The organism is Natrialba magadii ATCC 43099, from assembly GCF_000025625.1.
Lineage (GTDB): Archaea > Halobacteriota > Halobacteria > Halobacteriales > Natrialbaceae > Natrialba > Natrialba magadii.
The window spans coordinates 441711-459215 of record NC_013922.1; the positions used below are offsets into that span (position 1 = coordinate 441711).

At 63.2% G+C, this 17505-nt stretch carries 15 protein-coding genes and 1 tRNA gene; 14 read left to right on the plus strand and 2 right to left on the minus strand.

Going from position 1 to position 17505, the window contains the following annotated elements:
• Positions 1 to 9 precede the first annotated feature (9 nt).
• Positions 10 to 2388, minus strand: a complete 2379-nt coding sequence (gene tmcA / locus NMAG_RS02090; protein WP_004213997.1) for a tRNA(Met) cytidine acetyltransferase TmcA — start codon at positions 2386 to 2388, stop codon at positions 10 to 12.
• Between the two features lie 424 nt (positions 2389 to 2812).
• Here tmcA and rpl7ae point away from each other — a divergent pair, with 424 nt between their 5' ends.
• The 12 genes from rpl7ae to NMAG_RS02150 all read left to right on the plus strand — a co-directional run bounded on the left by rpl7ae (position 2813) and on the right by NMAG_RS02150 (position 14767).
• Complete coding sequence (rpl7ae, locus tag NMAG_RS02095) at positions 2813 to 3175, plus strand: 50S ribosomal protein L7Ae (RefSeq protein ID WP_004213999.1); 363 nt, start codon at positions 2813 to 2815, stop codon at positions 3173 to 3175.
• A gap of 11 nt (positions 3176 to 3186) precedes the next feature.
• Positions 3187 to 3411, plus strand: coding sequence for a 30S ribosomal protein S28e (locus NMAG_RS02100; protein ID WP_004214009.1), 225 nt, complete (start codon positions 3187 to 3189; stop codon positions 3409 to 3411).
• 3 nt (positions 3412 to 3414) lie between these two features.
• Positions 3415 to 3810, plus strand: coding sequence for a 50S ribosomal protein L24e (locus tag NMAG_RS02105; protein WP_004214011.1), 396 nt, complete (start codon positions 3415 to 3417; stop codon positions 3808 to 3810).
• Positions 3810 to 4274, plus strand: coding sequence for a nucleoside-diphosphate kinase (gene ndk / locus NMAG_RS02110; protein ID WP_004214013.1), 465 nt, complete (start codon positions 3810 to 3812; stop codon positions 4272 to 4274). Before NMAG_RS02105 ends, ndk begins: the two co-directional genes overlap by 1 nt.
• 311 nt (positions 4275 to 4585) lie before the next feature.
• Complete coding sequence (locus NMAG_RS02115) at positions 4586 to 4996, plus strand: DUF7344 domain-containing protein (protein ID WP_004214014.1); 411 nt, start codon at positions 4586 to 4588, stop codon at positions 4994 to 4996.
• Positions 4997 to 5372: 376 nt separating this feature from the next.
• Complete coding sequence (gene sod / locus NMAG_RS02120) at positions 5373 to 5975, plus strand: superoxide dismutase (protein WP_004214016.1); 603 nt, start codon at positions 5373 to 5375, stop codon at positions 5973 to 5975.
• 162 nt (positions 5976 to 6137) lie between these two features.
• Positions 6138 to 9182 carry an FAD-binding and (Fe-S)-binding domain-containing protein gene (locus tag NMAG_RS02125; RefSeq protein WP_004214018.1) on the plus strand — a complete coding sequence of 1015 codons (3045 nt, stop codon included), beginning with the start codon at positions 6138 to 6140 and terminating at the stop codon, positions 9180 to 9182.
• Between the two features lie 70 nt (positions 9183 to 9252).
• Complete coding sequence (locus NMAG_RS02130; RefSeq protein ID WP_004214019.1) at positions 9253 to 9525, plus strand: DUF5827 family protein; 273 nt, start codon at positions 9253 to 9255, stop codon at positions 9523 to 9525.
• Positions 9526 to 10389 (plus strand): ATPase, encoded by an 864-nt coding sequence (locus NMAG_RS02135; protein WP_012996361.1) that lies wholly within the window; start codon positions 9526 to 9528, stop codon positions 10387 to 10389. It abuts the gene before it with no gap.
• Positions 10390 to 10508: 119 nt separating this feature from the next.
• Positions 10509 to 11672 carry a thiamine ABC transporter substrate-binding protein gene (locus tag NMAG_RS02140; RefSeq protein WP_004214021.1) on the plus strand — a complete coding sequence of 388 codons (1164 nt, stop codon included), beginning with the start codon at positions 10509 to 10511 and terminating at the stop codon, positions 11670 to 11672.
• 207 nt (positions 11673 to 11879) lie between these two features.
• Positions 11880 to 13679, plus strand: coding sequence for an ABC transporter permease (locus NMAG_RS02145; protein ID WP_407059702.1), 1800 nt, complete (start codon positions 11880 to 11882; stop codon positions 13677 to 13679).
• Positions 13676 to 14767, plus strand: coding sequence for an ABC transporter ATP-binding protein (locus NMAG_RS02150; RefSeq protein ID WP_004214024.1), 1092 nt, complete (start codon positions 13676 to 13678; stop codon positions 14765 to 14767). The genes NMAG_RS02145 and NMAG_RS02150 overlap by 4 nt, the downstream gene beginning before the upstream one ends.
• Positions 14768 to 14847: 80 nt before the next feature.
• Here NMAG_RS02150 and NMAG_RS02155 read toward each other — a convergent pair whose 3' ends face one another.
• Positions 14848 to 15426, minus strand: a complete 579-nt coding sequence (locus tag NMAG_RS02155) for an MBL fold metallo-hydrolase (RefSeq protein ID WP_004214026.1) — start codon at positions 15424 to 15426, stop codon at positions 14848 to 14850.
• Between the two features lie 213 nt (positions 15427 to 15639).
• Between NMAG_RS02155 and NMAG_RS02160 the strand changes: the two genes are divergently transcribed.
• Positions 15640 to 17037 (plus strand): DUF7343 domain-containing protein, encoded by a 1398-nt coding sequence (locus NMAG_RS02160; protein WP_004214027.1) that lies wholly within the window; start codon positions 15640 to 15642, stop codon positions 17035 to 17037.
• Between the two features lie 189 nt (positions 17038 to 17226).
• Positions 17227 to 17301, plus strand: a tRNA-Glu gene (locus tag NMAG_RS02165).
• Positions 17302 to 17505 lie beyond the last annotated feature (204 nt).

The following is a 17505-nucleotide window of genomic DNA, read 5'->3' on the forward strand; positions in this document are numbered from 1 at the left end:
CCCCTCTCTTCACCCGTCGGTAAACCGGTCCCGGACGTCCATCGCCACCTCACTGCCGTACTCATCGACCAGCGGCTGGAACGCCTCCCCAAGCGCGCGCATACACTGTCCGGCCGAGGGGTACTCGAGTCGATCCGCCACTGTCGCCAACTCCCGACCTTGCAACACGCGCAGGACGAAGAGCCGCTCCTGGCGTGTGGTCAGCGCAACGCTAGCCGGCTCTTCGATGAAGTACCGGATCACCAGCTCACGGAACGGACCGGGATCCACGTCGAACAATCCGGGGCCGTAGGCTGCGCCGGCGACGACACGCCAGTCGTGGTCGCCAAGCGCCAGCGGCGGTGCGGCCTCGCTCGCGGTCGCTCGCAACATTGCCCGTGCAACGTCGGGATCCAGATCCGCGAGCGAGTCCGAACACAGCGCCGCGAAGCGGCGGGCGAACCACGCTGCGTGGCGATTGTGCAACTCCCGTCCCGCCTCGTTCGTGGGGTCCAGCATGAGCGCCGAGTACTCCCCGCTCGCGTCGTTACGCGTCGTCGAAACGTGCACCGTCCGGAAGCCGTTCGCCCGCCAGAACTCGAGTAGCCCCGGCGTCGCGCCGAAGCCGGTGCCGAGCCAGTCTACTGTTGGAGCGAATTCATCACGGATACACTCGAGTAGCCGTGAGCCAAGTCCTCGCGAGCGGGCCTCGTGGTGGGTCGCGATGCGAACGATGCGGATCCCGGCCGGCTTACTCGCGGATTCGTCGCGCAACTGGCTCGTGAGCACGTCCGGGAGCATGTTCCCGCGGACGCGGCCGCCCTCGTACATCATCGCCCGCGTGTCGGCGTCCAGGTTCCCCTCGCGAGCGAGCAGGGCGACGCTGACGACGTGGCCGTCCTGCACCAGCGCGCGTGCCTCGAGGTTCGGCGCGTCGAGCAACCGGGCGAGGTCGTTCGGCTCGGTCCGGTAGTGGGCGAGCACGAGCAGGCCGAAGGCCTCACGAAGGAGGTGGTCGTCCGCGAGCAGGTCGTCGGACTCGAGTACCTGATAGTCGACGCCTTCGGGTGTGGCGTCGGCGACGAGCGAGGTGACTGGCGGCCGTGCGTCGAGCAAGAGCGCGCGAAAGGCCCACACCTCGAGCGGGTCGCCTGCTGCGTACCGGATCGGCTCAGTGAGTGTGTAGTCGCTGACCTCGTGGGCGCTCTCGGTGAGTCGATCCCGAAATCGGACCGAGAATCCGCGGCCGGCACCTTCGTAGCCGTGGACCGTCGTCGTGAACGCGACCCGGTCGGCAGCGAGGAACGACTCGAGTCGCGATACTGGGAGTGCGGCGGCTTCGTCGACGATCACGATATCGGCGGCGTCCAGTTGCGCTACTGCCTCTCTTGGCTCTCGAAACCAGACGCGACCGTCCGCGCTCGTCGCTATGTCGCGAGGCGTCTCCTGCGGATCCGTCCGAATAGTCGTATCTGGATCGCAGTCGGCGACGAGTTCACCGGCGCGGGCGAACAGTTCTGCCGTGTTTCGGAACGCCGGTGCAGTGACGAGAACGGAGTCGCCATCGAGTGCGAACCCCCCAGCAGCAAGTCCCGCGGCGCTCGACTTCCCGCGGCCGCGGTCGGCCTCTAAGACGACAGCTCGCTCGGAGTCCGAGAGCGCTTCGAACGTCACGAGCGCCTCGCGCTGATCCCCGGTGAGACAGGTGTCGTAAGCGGCTGCCGGAAATGCCGTGTGCGACGGGATGGCGCTTCCGTCTCCGGTATCAGTATCAGTATCAGTATCGGTATCAGTATCAGTATGGGTATTGGTACCGCCGTCATCAGCCGGCTTCCAGACCGGCGCCGGATTCGTCACTCCCGTGTCGGTAACCTCGTACGGGCCGAGTTCGGTCGGGTCGTCCGGAACACCGGTCGAATCGGTGTCGTCGAACTCGACGATCCCAATCCCGCGGTGCTCGCGAAGCGTCTCAACGAGTCGGCTTCTGAAGCGGCCCGTCACGTCACCCGTCGTGAACGGCGGCACCGCCAGCGACTCGTCGAACGTCGTGGTCTGGTCGGGCCAGTACTCGAGTTCGGGTGCGAGCACGAGCAGGAAGCCACCGCCGTCGATGGTGCCGATAGTGCGACCGAGCGCGTTCGGCTGGAGATCTGCGTGTGCGTCGAGGATGAGCAGCTGGCGAGTTGTGCCGAGCAGTTCCGTCGTATGCTGTTGTGTAATCTGCTCGCAGCGAAGGCGGTCGTCGGGGCCGACGAGCGTCGTGTCCGTGATGGCGACGGGCAGCGTCGAGAGGATGGACTCGAGACAGGCGTAGCCGCGTTCGCGGTCGCCGCTGAGGACGAGGGCGCGCCGTTCGGTGGTGTCCTGAGCCTCGCGGTAGAGCTCGGTCGCGAGGGAAGCGACGTTCATAGTCGCTGTTTGGACGCGAGGCCGTAATACTGTATGATCACCGGTCGGCTGCCACCGATCAACTGCTATAGTAGCCACTGCAAGTCACTGCACACCTGATCGCCAGCCTGCTCGGCGATCAGTGTGTCAATAGTTGCAGTTGTTACTATAGTCATCGAGGACTGTGCGTCCAGGTCACACTCGTCCAGCGTTTTGAACACGCTTTTAAGGGGGGCAACGTTACTGACGTAGTACACCCTACGCGGGGTTGATGATGCTCCTAGCCTTACAGGACCGCCGCCGGGCACAGCCCGGCCTGGGGTTCGGTTTCCGGAGCCGGAGTCGATGCCGAATTCACACCTAATTCGATTCTGGGAACGGAACACAGGCCGAACCCTCGAGGGCAGGGGAGCGCGAGCCCACGTGTAGGAGAGGTGAACAACCAATGTCAGTCTACGTCACAACCGACATCCCAGCAGACCTCGCAGATGACGCCCTTGAGGCGCTCGAGGTCGCACGAGACACCGGACGAGTAAAGAAAGGAACGAACGAAACCACGAAGGCGATCGAGCGCGGCAACGCCGAGCTCGTTTTCGTCGCTGAAGACGTCTCCCCCGAGGAGATCGTCATGCACCTCCCAGAACTCGCCGACGAGAAGGGTATTCCTGTCGTCTTTATCGAGACCCAGGACGACGTCGGCCACGCTGCAGGCCTCGAGGTTGGCTCGGCCGCTGCAGCCATCGTCGACACCGGAGAGGCCGAAGGCGACGTCGAAGACATCGCCGGCAAGGTCGAGGACCTCGACTGAGGTGATCAGAGATGAGTGCTGAAGAGGAAGAAAGCGGCTCCACGCCCGCCGAGGTCATCGAGATCGTCGGCAAAACCGGCATGCACGGAGAGGCCATGCAGGTCAAATGCCGGATTCAAGAGGGCGAGAATCAGGGACGAATCATCACCCGTAACTGTCTCGGACCGGTCCGCGAAGGGGACGTACTCCAGCTTCGCGAGACCGCCCGCGAGGCGGACTCCATCGGAGGACAGTAACCAATGGTCGAGAAACGCACCTGCGACTACACGGGCGAAGAGATCGAACCCGGCACGGGCATCATGTACGTCCGCAACGACGGTACCGTGCTTCACTTCGTCGACTCGAAAGCGGAGAAGAACTACAAGCTCGGTCGCGAACCGCGCGATCTCGAGTGGACCGAGGAAGGACGTGCCGGCAAGGGTCCAGCCCAGGCCGACACGACCGCCGACGAGGAAACCGATCAGGACGAGGTCGTCGACGCAGGCGAAGACGAGGACCTCGCAACCGAGGAAGACGTCGCCGACGACGAGGACGACGTTCCTGCCGGGGACGAAGCGGTCGACGAGACCGAATCGGATGCTGAGGCCGAGGCAGACGCCGACGCTGACGCAACCGACGAGGAGAGTGAGGCCTAATGAGCGAGCACGAACGTACCTTCGTGATGGTCAAGCCCGACGCCTTCGCGCGTGGACTCGTGGGCGAGGTCATCTCCCGACTCGAGGAACGCGGACTGAAGCTCGTCGGCATCAAGGTCGAAACGATGCCTCGCGAACGTGCCGAAGAGCACTACGGTGAACACGAGGACAAGCCGTTCTACGACGACCTCGTTGACTTCATCACCTCCGGCCCCGTCGTCCCGATGGTCTGGGAAGGACAGGACGCGACGCGTCAGGTCCGCCAGATGATCGGCGAGACGGACCCACTCGAGGCCGAGCCAGGAACGATCCGCGGCGACTACGCACTCGACCTCGGCCGGAACGTCGTTCACGCGGCAGACCACGAGGACGAGGGCGCAAACGAGCGCGAAATCGCGATCCACTTCGACGAAGACGAGCTGACCGAGTACGATCAGCACGACGCCGAGTGGCTCTACGAGTAACGCTCACACTCCCGCTCACTGACTCGCGTCCAAGAAGTATCGCTATCGCACTGTTCTCCTGTTTCTACTGGTTGAGAGCTGCTGCCCTCGAGAGTGTTCGATCTGTGGCACGTCGTACTGCATGTACTGTCCCTGTCATTGTCCGTTCGCATCTCCGAGCTGAAGACTGTTCTAGCAACAGACTTATTTCATTCCCATCGAACAGAAATTTAGGCCGTTCATTGAGACAGGTAGACGTAACATCTAATGTGTCGGCTGCAGTAGAGAGCCGTGGTGGTTTCGAATGGTAATCTATGGTAGGTGGTCTGTGGATGTGTAAGACAGGTCGGGAGTCAACACAACGGACAGTTGAGGCGACGCCGTCGCTCGATCTTATTTTCGAACTGCTATCGAACCGACGGCGACGGTACGCACTGTACCTGCTCTATGAGCAATCGGACGGTGTCGCAACGCTCGAGGAGCTCACCGACGCAATCGTCACGTTCGACCGGCAGTACGGAGACACACCGTCCAGTCACCACGCGGCCCACGCTGACGAGCAACTCACAGCCGAAGACCAACACCAGGTTGTCAAGACCGAACTACAACACGTACATCTCCCGAAACTCGAGGATGCGGGCATTCTCGAGCACGACCGGCGCAGCCAGACAGTCCGGTACTGGTCCCAGCCGTCACTCGAGGAGTGGTTGGAACACGCTCATCACAAAGAACAGCAAGCATGAGCGGAATGTGGGTACGGGTACGGACACGGACACCAATCGCACCGTGAGTCAGGGCTGCCGAGACTGCACGCAAGAATTGTAGTGGGGGTAGAGCAGGGGTCGCGAGATACATCCAGAGAGTGCCATCGTTATTCTGGCCAATCGCGGCGGTCAATCGCGGATGTGTCGACGTGTGAGTAGTGTCGTCGCTGTGCCGCTAGTGTCGCTGATGTCACTGCCGCCACTGTCGTCGCTGAAAGGTTTAACACGTCACCTGATGACCACTCAGGTGGAGTCGGGGACAACTGGTTCCCGAACGTGATAGTGTGGTATGGTATCATTTCACTCCTGAACACTTAACAGGAGAGAAACCTAACCACTCACTAGGTGTTTACCCATGACTGACCACGAACTTCCACCACTTCCATACGATTACGACGCACTGGAACCGTCGATCTCCGAGCAGGTCGTCACCTGGCACCACGACACGCACCATCAGGGCTACGTCAACGGCCTGAACTCGGCCGAGGAGACCCTCGCCGAAAACCGCGAGAGCGGTGACTTCGACTCGACGCCCGGTGCGCTTTCGAACGTTACCCACAACGGCTGTGGCCACTACCTCCACACGCTGTTCTGGGAGAACATGTCGCCAGACGGTGGCGGCGAGCCAGCGGGCGACATCGCAGACCGTATCGAGGAGGACTTCGGCTCCTACGAGGGCTGGAAGGGCGAATTCGAGGCCGCTGCCGGCGCTGCCGGTGGCTGGGCGCTGCTGGTATACGACCCAGTTGCGAAGCAGCTTCGCAACGTCGCAGTCGACAAGCACGACCAGGGCGCACTCTGGGGCTCCCACCCAATCCTCGCACTCGACGTCTGGGAGCACTCCTACTACTACGACTACGGTCCAGACCGCGGCAGCTTCATCGAGGGCTTCTTCGACGTGATCAACTGGGACTCGGTCGAGGACGAGTATCAGAAGTGCCTCGACCACTTCGAGTAAGTCGCACCGAGACGAGTAGCTGAAGCCAGCGGGCTGTGCGGTCCAATCTCGTGTTTTTGCGTCACTGACCGATGAGCGGCTGCGCTTGCACTTCTCGCCGAATCAAGCATAGTGTGAACAAGCACCACTGTTTATCAGCCCGGCCAACGACGCGGTCCATATATGGCTGCCGAGGAGAGACCCGAGTCTCCGTCCGAATCCGAACCCAGTTCCACGTCTACGGTCGTCCCCGATGCCAACCCGCTCTCCACCACATCGACCGAGATGAGGACGGATACAGACACACCACAAACAGGACCACTCGCGAGCGCACTCGAGTCCGCCTGCCGTGGCGAGGTGCGTTTCGACGACTACACCCGCGTCCTCTACGCCACCGATGGCAGCATCTATCAGGCACAGCCGGCGGGCGTCGCTTTTCCGCGAGATGCGGACGATGTGCAGGCGGTCGTCCGCATTGCAGCCGAGCACGACATGCCACTCCTCCCGCGCGGTGCGGGGTCGTCGCTCGCTGGGCAGGCGGTCGGCCCTGGCTGTATCGTGCTCGACCTCTCGCGACACATGGACGAGATTCGGGAGATCGATCCGGCGGCAAGGTGCGCCACCGTTCAGCCTGGCGTCGTACAGGACGACCTCGACACCGCGCTCGAACCGCACGGGCTCAAGTTCGCACCCGACCCGGCTTCCTCGAACCGGGCGACAATCGGCGGCGGGATCGGGAACAACTCGACGGGCGCACACTCGGTTCGGTACGGAATCACGGACGCCTACGTCGAGGCGTGTGAGGTCGTTCTCGCGGATGGCTCACAGATCCGAACGCGAGACATCGTGTTGGACAGCCCTGAGTGGGACCAGATCGTCTCGAAAGATGATCGCGAGGCCGCAATTTATCAAACCGTTCGAGCTGTCGTCGAGGACAACGCCGACGAAATCGAAACGCGCTATCCCGACCTCAAACGCAGCGTCAGCGGCTACAACCTCCAGAAGGTGCTCAGGACCACCGAACAGGGCGAGCGGGTGATCAACCTCTCGAAGCTCATCGTCGGCGCAGAGGGGACCCTTGGCGTCGTCGTCGAAGCCGACCTCTCGCTCGTTACCCGCCCCGAGGAGACCGCACTCCTCGTCTGCTGTTACGACGACCTCCTCGAGTCACTCGCCGCTGTGCCCCGGGCACTCGAGTCCAACGCCAGCGCGGTCGAACTCATGGACGAGGACGTGTTCCGACTGGCCGCAGAGTCGTCGGAGTACGCCGAGTTCGCCGAGCCGATTCCGGACGGGACTGTGGCCGCGCTCATGCTGGAGTTCGACTCGGAGGTGGTCGACGACTTGCCGGGCGCGGTCGAGCGTGCCCGTGTAGAACTCGTCGAATCGGGGGCTGGGGTCGAGTCGCTCGAGGCGTTCGACGCCGACGAGCAGGATCGCCTCTGGAAGCTCCGGAAGGCTGCGATTCCGCTGTTGATGAGCATGGCGGGAGATCCGAAGCCGTACCCGTTCGTCGAGGATGCCTCGGTTCCACCGGCAGAACTCGCTGAGTACGTCGCCGGCTTTCAGGAGATTCTCGACGCCCACGACACGAGAGCGTCGTACTTCGCCCATGCGGGCGCGGGGACGCTGCACATCCGGCCCGTGCTGAACCTCAAAGACGAAGACGGCGTCGAGACCATGCGCTCAATCGCCGAGGACGTGACCTCGCTCGCGCTCGAACACGGCGGCTCGTTCTCCGGGGAGCACGGGGACGGGCTCGCCCGGACCGAATTCAACCCCAAACTGTACGGTCCCGACCTCTGGGCTGCGTTCAAAGACATCAAGTCCGCATTCGATCCTGACTGGTGCATGAATCCGGGGAAGGTCGTCTACCGTGAGTCGGAGCCGACGGATATCCGCGACAATCTTCGGTACGGGCCAGACTACGCAACGCTCGAACCCCGAACGGCGCTCGACTTCGATTCGGAGGGCGGCTTTTCCCACCTCGTCGAACTCTGTAACGGCTGTGGGACCTGCCGCCAGACCGACAGCGACGTGATGTGTCCGACCTACCGGGCGACCGGCGAGGAAATCGCGACGACGCGCGGCCGGGCCAACCTGCTCCGGGCGGCGATCAGCGGCGAACTCGATCCCGAAGCGCTCTACGACGACCGGTTCCAGTCTGAGGTGCTGGACCTCTGTATCGGTTGCAAGGGCTGTCAGAGCGACTGCCCGACCGGCGTCGACCTGGCGAAGCTCAAAGCCGAGGTGAAACACCAGTATTACGACCGCGAGGGCGTCGGCCTGCGCGAGCGCCTGTTCGCGAACATCGACCGCCTTGCCGCACTGGGGAGCGCCACCGCGCCGCTTGCGAACCGCGCCACAGCAGTTCCCGGTGCGCGACGGGTACTCGAGAAGACCCTCGGCATCGCCACCGAGCGAACCCTGCCCTCGTTTCGGCGTGAGTCGCTGGTCGACTGGTTCACAGCCCGCGGTCCGCAGGTCGATCCCGGGGACGCAGTAGCCGGCGTCGTCCTCTATCCGGACACGTACACGAACTACTCGAATCCGGAGCCCGGACAGGCTGCCGTCGAGCTACTGGAGGCTGCGAACGTCCACGTCCGGATTCCGGATCTCGGGCCGACGGGCAGGGCCGCCTACTCGCAGGGGCTGCTCGACGACGCCAGCCGACGGGCCGAGACGCTGCTCGGGGAACTCGAGTCGTTCCTCGAACAGGGCTGGTCGGTGCTCTTTCTCGAGCCGTCCGACGCGTCGATGGTGGTCGACGAGTACCGCTCGCTGCTCGGCGACGAGTACAGCGAGCGAGTCGACCGTCTTGCGGCGAACGCCTACGGCGTCTGTGAGTTCATCGACACGCACCGCCTCGACGACAGGATCGCGTTCGACTCGAGTGCGACGGCCGAGGGGCTGACGTATCACGGGCATTGCCACCAGAAGGCTCGCGGTGCAGACCACCACGCTGTCGGCGTCCTTCGGCGGGCCGGCTACGCGGTCGACCCAGTCGACTCTGGCTGCTGTGGTATGGCTGGCAGCTTTGGTTACGAGGCCGAGCAGTACGACCTCTCGCGGGCAATCGGCTCGCTACTGCAGGAGAAGCTCACAGCGAGTGCGGGGACGACTGTCGTCGCACCGGGCACCTCCTGTCGGACACAGATCGGCGACTTCGAGGGCGCAGGGCGGCCGGCGCACCCGGTCGAACTGCTCACTCGTGCGCTTGCAGACTGATTTGACCACACACAGCAGGCACGAGAACGAACGCTTTAGGCGTCTGACCGGTGTACGTGTGAGCGAACGAATGCCCGTACCCAAATCCGAATTCGACAGCCTGCCACCGTGTGACTTCTACACGCCCGCGGAACTGCTCGAGGACGACCAGATGTACACCGTCTACGAAATCGCTCGCATGCTCCAGGGGCTCGAGTCCGACGCCGAGATCGATCAGGAGACCGAGGCAATCCTGCTCGACTGGGCGATTCCGTGGATCATGACCAACGCCCCAGAGCTCGTGGTTGCCGAACCGCGAAGCGACGACGAACCCGGCTACTACGGGTTGAAGACGGACGAGTAGATGCTTCTGCTCGTCGTTGGTGCCGACCGAGTCGACGCCGGCAAAACCACGTTCTCGGTCGGCCTGCTCGAACGCACCGGCGCTCGCGGCTACAAACCGCGCGCGGGCAACGACTTCTGGTTCGACCACGACGACTGCCAGCGCGCGCTCGCAGACGGACGACTCTACGGCAAGGACGCTGCTCGACTCGCCGCCGCCGAAAACAGAGGGCGAGATCCCGAAGCCCTCAATCCCGTCCACCGACTCTGGCGGCCGACACCCAGCGACGGGGCCGGCCTCCTCGGTCGCCACGACCGCGAGTTCGTCGTCGACCGGATCGGCCGCGGCGAGGACGCGCTCTACGTCCGAAACGCGACTGCCGAGACGCCCGCAGCCGTCTCCGAGGCGCTCCCACTTGAGGACGCGACTCCCGTCGAGACCGTCGAGGAGTTCAACACCCTCGCCGAGGAGCGCTACGTTCCAGCGTTCGCGGACCTCGCTACGGAAATCGAGACGACGGATGTCGCCGTCGTCGAATCCTACAGCGACATCGCCCAGCCGCTCCAGTCGCTCGACCCCGCGGCCGTGACGGCGGTTGCAGCCGTCGAACCCGGTCGCGTCCGCATCTACCCCGGCGACCGCTACTGCCGGGCCTGCGAAATCGCGAGTTCCAGCCCGAAAGACGGCGCGCTCGAAAAGCGCGTGCCGGACGTACTCGAGTACCTCGACCCGCTCGATCGGGTGTCGTTGCCGCCGCTGGGGAGCGACGCGCGGGCTGATCCGTCGACCATCGCCGATGCGTACAGCGAAGCGTACGACGCGTTGCTGGCTGCGGCCCGCCAGGGGAGTCGGCCGCCAGACCGCTCGGCAGGCGCTTCACGGTAGGCGTCGGTTCGCTGCTTCGCCCCTCCGCCCCCGACCCGTGACACTACGAGCTGTGTGAGCGATCAGCACGCTGCTCGCCGAACGATCAACTTACAACCACAGAGTGTAACCACTGGGTGATGAGACGACGAACGTTCGTCGGTACACTCGGTGGGGGAGCCATCGCTGGCTTTGCAGGCTGTCTCTCGCGCGAGGATACTGACGACGAGAACGGAGATGCGAACGGCGACGCGAACGGTGGGTCGAACGGCGACGAACAAACACCCGACCCAGAGCCCGAGAACCCCGATCTGGAGGGCACCCTCGAGGTCGTCTCCTACGAATCGATGATCGACGAGGAGACCGCGGCAGGTCCGTGGCTCAAAGAGGCCTTCGAGAGCGAGTTTCCCGACGCCGAACTCGAGTGGACGCTGCTGCCGGATCAGGGGATCAACTACTACATCAACAGTGCCGAGCAGGGCGAGTCGATCGACGCTGACGTTTACCTCGGCCTGAACATCGACGATCTGGTGAGTGTCGACGACAATCTTGCGGAGGGCGGTCTGTTCCGCGAACTCAACACGGACCGGATCGAGCGCTCGGGTCGCATCCGCGACGGTCTCGACATGGGCGACCCACACGACCGCGTGCTGGCGTACGATACGGGCTACATCAGCCTCGTTTACGACGAGACCGAGGTCGACGAACCCCAGACGTTCGAAGACCTTCTCGAGTCGGAGTACGAAGAGTCGCTACTCGCCCAGAACGCACAGACCTCGGATCCCGGTCAGGCCTTCTTGCTCTGGACGATCGATGCGTTCGGTGAGGACGGCTACCTCGACTACTGGGCGGACCTCGAGGACAACGGTGTGCGGGTTCTCGATAGCTGGAACGACTCCTACAACGGCGCGTACATGAACGAGGAGCGCCCGATGGTCGTCTCCTACTCGACCGATCAGGTGTTCGCTTCCGCCAGCGGTCACGACCTCAGCCGTCACCAGGTCGGCTTCCTGAACGATCAGGGCTATGCGAACCCCGAAGGGATGGCGATCTTCGAGGACGCAACACAGGTCGACCTCGCCTACGCGTTCCTCGACTTCGTGCTCTCGAATTCGGCTCAGGCTGAAATTGCGGAGCGAAACGTCCAGTTCCCGGCAGTCGAGGACGAGCACGTCGATCTCGACGACGAGTTCGACGAGTACGCCCACGTGCCGCCGGAAGCGGTGACGATCGGGTACGACGACCTCCGTGGAAACCTGGACGGCTGGGTCGACGACTGGGCACGCGAGTACGCGAGCCAGTAACGCGTGTCCCGGTCGGTGCCGTCGGATCGGTCGGACCACTCGGCTCCGTCGGACCACTCGGCTCCGTCGGGTCGAGACGCCGAACCGGAGAGCGACGGCACTGGAGACGACGATGACGGCAACGTGAAACAGACAGGAGCACAGCGCTGGATCGAATCCCACGCGCTCACCCTGACGGCACTCGGAACCGCTGCGGTACTCGCAGTGATGCTGTACCTCCCGACGGGGATCGTGTTGACGAACGCGGTCGTCGAGGACGGCGTCCCGACGCTCGCGCCGTTCGTTGAGGTCCTCACGGATCCGTTCTACTTCGGCGCGCTGGCGGACGTGTTCGCGGACCCGCTCGCGATCGGTGAGCACCTGCAGTCGCTCGCGGGCTGGATCGCGGGCATCTCGGTCTCGTTGACGGTTGTGTTCAGCGTTCCGCTCCCGTCCGTGAGTCTGGAGATTCCGATTCCGTGGCTTGCCATCGACATACCTGGCGTTCGACAGGGACTGTTCGGATTTACGGCGTATCAGGCCGCGCTCTCGACGGTTGCGAGCGTCGCAATCGGGCTCCCGGCAGCGTACGTCCTCGCGAACTACGAGTTCTACGGTCGGCAGACGCTTCGTTCACTGACAATTCTCCCGTTCGTTCTGCCGGGCATCATGGTCGCTGTCGGCTTCTACGCGATGTTCGGCCGCTCCGGAACGCTGAACACGATCCTGGGCGGGGTCGGCCTCGGTCCGTTCGCGTTCGTCGAGTCGAACCCGCTCGCGATCGTTATCCTGGCTCATGCCTTCTACAACGCGCCGCTGGTCGCCCGGATCACCGTCGCCGCCTGGGAATCGGTCGACGTACGGGCCGTCGAAACCGCTCGCAGCCTCGGCGCGAGCGAGCGCCGCGCCTTTCGAGACGTGGTCGTCCCACAGCTTGCACCTGCCGTGCTCACCGGCGCGCTGTTGACGTTCATCTTCACGTTCATGACGTTCCCCATCGTGCTCGCACTCGGCGGCCTCCAGCTTGCAACCGTCGAGGTCTGGATCTACGACCGCATCCAGCGTCTGGACTACACCGAGGCCGCGACGCTGGCCGTTCTCGAGACGATTCTCTCCCTTGGACTGACCTACGCCTATCTTCGCTACGAGTCCGCACAGACGGGCCTCTCACAGGCAGCGTCGCCGCCGCCAAAGGAGGCGCTGTTTCCCGACCTGCAAACGACTCTGTCGCCGCGACGGCTCGCGATTCTCGGCTATGGGCTCGTCGCGCTCGTCCTCTTCGTTGGCCCGCTCATCAGTCTCGTCATCGGGAGCGTTACGGATGGGAGTGGGTTTACACTACGAAACTACGCGTTTCTGCTGGAGCGCCAACTCGAGGGCGAGAGCTTTCAGACCCAGCCGTGGCCCGCGATCCGGAACTCCCTACTGTTCGGCGTCGCGACGTTGTTCATCGCGGTGCCGATGGGAATCGTGATTTCGGTGCTGACGGTGCGTGCGGGTCGGAGTGGAACGATTATCGATACGCTTGCGATGTTGCCACTTGCCGTCAGCGGTGTCGTCTTCGGCATCGGGCTCCTGCAGGGGCTCGTCTTCGGCATCTCGCTGCCGGGCGGCTGGCAGTTCCAGGTGACCGGTGCGGTCGCTATCGTCGTCGCCCACGCGGTTGCGGCGTATCCGTTCGTCACCCGGAACGTCTCGCCGCTGCTCTCAAGTCTCGACCCAGCGATGGTCGAATCTGCACGTGCACTCGGGGCCTCGCGCTTCCGAGCGCTGCTCGACATCGAACTGCCACTCGTCGCGAGCGGGATCGTCGCCGGCGCAGCCTTCGCCTTCGCCATCTCGATCGGCGAGTTCTCTTCGACGGTGATTTTGGCCAGCGGGAGCGAGAGCTACACGATGCCCGTCGCCGTCGAACGCTATCTCGGCCGTCGGTCCGGTCCCGCGATTGCAATGGGGACGCTACTGCTGCTCGTCACGGCAGCCAGTTTCGTCGTCATCGACCGCGTCGGCGGGAGGTACGAACTGTGACCGAACTCCGTCTCTCGGACGTCTCGAAGCGATACGGTGCTGCCGGAACGAGTGCCACCGCCGGCGACGAGAGTGAAACGATCGCCCTGCAGAACGTCGACCTCACCGTTCGCGACGGCGAGTTCTTCACGCTCGTCGGCCCGTCCGGTTGTGGCAAGACGACCACGCTGCGGACCATCGCCGGCTTTGAGGAGCCGACAACCGGCACCGTCGCCTTCGACGGCGAGCCGGTGACTGACGTCCCACCAGAGGAACGGGACATCGGCATCGTCTTCCAGAGCTACGCGCTCTTTCCCCACCTTTCGGTCGCCGAGAACGTCAGCTACGGACTCAAGTTTCGCGAGCCTCCGGGGGGCATGTCCGTCGACGAGCGCGTTCAGGAGCTACTCAAGTTAGTCGACCTCGAGGGAATGGGTGAACGCAACCCAACCCAGCTCTCGGGCGGCCAGCAACAGCGGGTCGCACTCGCTCGTGCGCTCGCGCCGGCACCGGCGCTTCTCCTGCTCGACGAGCCGATGAGCGCGCTCGACGCCAGATTGCGCGAGTCGCTTCGTCGCCAGCTCTCACGGATTCAGTCCGAACTCGAGATTACGACGATTTACGTCACCCACGATCAGGCGGAGGCGCTTGCTATCTCCGACCGGGTGGCGGTGATGCACGACGGTGCCGTCGAACAGGTCGGCCGACCACAGCAGATCTACCACGAACCCGAGACGCGGTTCGTCGCCGAGTTCGTCGGTGACAACAACGTCTTCGATGGAGACGTCGTCGACCACGACGGTACCCTGGCGACTGTCACGGTTTCGGGTCCGGCTGGCGACGCCGCCGATATCGAATTTGAACTCGCGGGCGTTCCGTCGAGCGCGAGTCGTGTCACCGCCTGCGTGCGGCCGGGGCAACTCTCTCGAGACGCCTCGCAGAATCAGTTCCGGGTTACAGTCGAGACGACGGAGTTCCTCGGCGAGCGCGTCCGTGTCCACGGCCAGTGGAACGGTCTCCCGATCGTGTTACGGCTCGCAGATACCCCCACAGACTCGTGTCACGTTGGATTCGACCCGGCGGCTGCGCATATCGTCGCCGTCGACTGAGACGGCTCGTTGTACGGGTTCTAGTGGTCACTCCGATGGGGTAGCAATCGCCGGTCTCGTACTCCAGCGGACCGTCTGACTTACGCTCGCCGAGCCATCTGTCCCGCCAGCTCGACGTGATCGTACGGCTCGCTCGTCACGCTTGGGCCGTGCCCCGTGTGCATTTCGGCGAGGGATGTATCGATGGACTCGAGTACCCGGTCGATGCTCTCGATCAGTGTCTGGCGGTCGCCTTCCGGGAGATCCGTGCGGCCGAAGCTCCCGTTCTGGAAGACCAGATCGCCGGCGAAGAGGATGCCTGCGTCGGCGGCGTAGAAACAGAGGTGGTCGTCCTTGTGGCCGGGCGTGTGGAGCGCAGTGTACTCGTCGTCGCCGAGCGTGAGGGTTGCACCGTCCTCGATCGCGTGGTCGACGGCGTCGATCGTGTCGTCGTAGCCCCAGACATCGACGTCGAATGCGTCCGTGACTGCAGCAACGTTGCCGACGTGGTCACGGTGGGTATGCGTGAGGACGACGGCGTCGAGACCGTCGACTCGAGACTGGATCGCGTCGACGACATCGAAGTTCGCACCGGTATCGACCAGCACGGTTCGGTTCCCCTCGACGAGAAAGACGTTGCTCGTAAACGCTTGCACACCCTGTGCGAGGTTGTGAATCATAGCGGTGCCTACGAAAGCGAGCGGTTTGTGCGTATCGACACGATTGACTGATGTGAGTCGGGTTCTGGATCTCTTGGCTGGTGGGCCTCGCGGCTGGCGGGCCTCGCGGTTCGTTGACTTCGTTGTCGAACCTCCCCGATCACGAACAGGTCTCTCGACCGGCGGTTCTCGTATTCACAAGCATTTTTAGCTCCGGCACGTAGTGAGCAACGAATGCATCGGTCGGTTTCCATCGGATTCGTCGCGCTCGCAGCTTTCCTGGTTGTGCTCGGTATCGGTGCGATCGCTGTGCTGGGTGCACCAGTGGCGGCTGGATCCGATTTCGGTGCCAGTGGCGGTGCCGGTACCGATTCCGGCGGCGACCACATCACCACGGCCGATGACTACGCTGGACACGCTGTGACACAGCAATCGGTACAGCCTACCCAGCAACAGTACGTTCCCGATTCGCGCGAGTTCGATTCGACGACGTTCGAGATCACGGTCCACGAGAACGGGAGTGCAACCTGGACGTTCCGCTACGAACAACAACTCGAGGAGAGCGGAAACGAGACGGACACGAACACGCCGGCAAACTTCGAGGCGTTCGCCGAGGAGTTCGAATCCGAGGAGACAGAGTTCTACCAGCGGTTCGTCGATCAGGCGACGTTGCTCACAGAGAGAGGGACTGAGAGTACGGATCGCGAGATGGAAGCGACCGACTTCGAGCGCCGCGCAGCAGTCGAGGGACAGATCAATCCACGGGGTGTCGTCGAAATGTCGTTCACGTGGCACGGGTTTGCCGTGACGGAAAACGACACGCTCGTAATCGGTGATGTCTTCCAGAGCATGTACCTGGCGAGCGATCAGTCGATCGACGTCCAGCCCGGTGGCGATCTCGTCTTCGAACACGCCGAGCCCAATCCCGAGTACGTCGGCACGACACTCTCGGATGCTAACACGGTCCGCTGGCAAGGTGAACACGAGTTCCTCGCCGGCCACCCACGCGTCGTCTTCACATATCCTGAGGGAAGCTCCGGTGGTACCGCCGACACAAGTGTTCCACTTCTCGACGGTCAGACCACCGGACTGCTCGCGCTGGCGTTCGCCCTCGTGCTCGCAGCTGGGCTCGTCCTCGCTGGATTCTGGTACCGTACTCGAGACGGGGCCGCTGACGAGGAGCAGGGCAGTATACCCCCCATTCCAGGATTCGGTGGTGAGACAAGCGGCAGAACAGACGGCGCTGACGGAACGGCGTCACAGCTAGATGATGCAGGTACTGCCGGAAATTCGTCCGGTAGCCCGGACTCGGGAACCACTACTACTACTACTACTACTTCCGACCAGACGGAGTCAGCCGGGACGGCAGCGACGCCGGAGCCGCTTTCGGAGGGTGACCTGTTGACCGACGAGGACCGGGTCGTCAAACTCATCCGCGAGAACGGCGGCCGAATGAAACAGGTTAATATCGTCGACGAAACCGGCTGGTCGAAATCCAAGGTGAGTATGTTGCTCTCGGAGATGGAAGACGACGGGATGATCAGCAAACTCCGTGTCGGTCGCGAGAACATCATCAGTCTCGAGGGTTTCGAGCCGGAAGCGACGAAGTCGCCGTTCGACGAGTCGCAGTGACAGCGAGGTTGCGACCTGCGACCTGCGACCTGCGACCTGTGACGTGTGACGTGTAGCGTGTGACGCGAGTCGCTTCCATCCCGTCTGTTGTCCACTGACGTGTGATGCTAGCGCACTCTGGCGTCGAAACGGAATGCTTAAACATCGTAGTGCGCTACGTAAAAGTACGTTCGCGACGAACCGCGACGGGCTCCGATGGTGTAGTCCGGCCAATCATATTGCCCTCTCACGGCAATGACCAGGGTTCGAATCCCTGTCGGAGCATCTTACCCCTTCGCCTTCTTGTGGTTTTCACCGTGCACTAACCAGAGGTAAATGTATGTTCACGGGTAATGCGGTTCAGTTGGTGCATCGACCCCGACGCCGTCTTGCGATTCCGCTGCGTCGTGGGGCAATGAAGTTCAAGGGGAAAAATCGGCCGCCGTCTTGCGATTGGCGAAATCGAGAGGCAATGGTCTGGGTTCCCGT

Excerpts from the sequence above, each read along its gene's own strand:
- NMAG_RS02145 (WP_407059702.1), top strand. The coding sequence starts at position 11,880 with ATGCTGTACCTCCCGACGGGGATCGTGTTGACGAACGCGGTCGTCGAG.
- rpl7ae (WP_004213999.1), top strand. The coding sequence starts at position 2,813 with ATGTCAGTCTACGTCACAACCGACATCCCAGCAGACCTCGCAGATGAC.
- NMAG_RS02155 (WP_004214026.1), bottom strand. The coding sequence starts at position 15,426 with ATGATTCACAACCTCGCACAGGGTGTGCAAGCGTTTACGAGCAACGTC.
- NMAG_RS02115 (WP_004214014.1), top strand. The coding sequence starts at position 4,586 with ATGTGTAAGACAGGTCGGGAGTCAACACAACGGACAGTTGAGGCGACG.
- NMAG_RS02125 (WP_004214018.1), top strand. The coding sequence starts at position 6,138 with ATGGCTGCCGAGGAGAGACCCGAGTCTCCGTCCGAATCCGAACCCAGT.
- NMAG_RS02100 (WP_004214009.1), top strand. The coding sequence starts at position 3,187 with ATGAGTGCTGAAGAGGAAGAAAGCGGCTCCACGCCCGCCGAGGTCATC.
- NMAG_RS02135 (WP_012996361.1), top strand. The coding sequence starts at position 9,526 with ATGCTTCTGCTCGTCGTTGGTGCCGACCGAGTCGACGCCGGCAAAACC.
- NMAG_RS02105 (WP_004214011.1), top strand. The coding sequence starts at position 3,415 with ATGGTCGAGAAACGCACCTGCGACTACACGGGCGAAGAGATCGAACCC.
- ndk (WP_004214013.1), top strand. The coding sequence starts at position 3,810 with ATGAGCGAGCACGAACGTACCTTCGTGATGGTCAAGCCCGACGCCTTC.
- tmcA (WP_004213997.1), bottom strand. The coding sequence starts at position 2,388 with ATGAACGTCGCTTCCCTCGCGACCGAGCTCTACCGCGAGGCTCAGGAC.
- NMAG_RS02130 (WP_004214019.1), top strand. The coding sequence starts at position 9,253 with ATGCCCGTACCCAAATCCGAATTCGACAGCCTGCCACCGTGTGACTTC.
- sod (WP_004214016.1), top strand. The coding sequence starts at position 5,373 with ATGACTGACCACGAACTTCCACCACTTCCATACGATTACGACGCACTG.
- NMAG_RS02160 (WP_004214027.1), top strand. The coding sequence starts at position 15,640 with ATGCATCGGTCGGTTTCCATCGGATTCGTCGCGCTCGCAGCTTTCCTG.
- NMAG_RS02140 (WP_004214021.1), top strand. The coding sequence starts at position 10,509 with ATGAGACGACGAACGTTCGTCGGTACACTCGGTGGGGGAGCCATCGCT.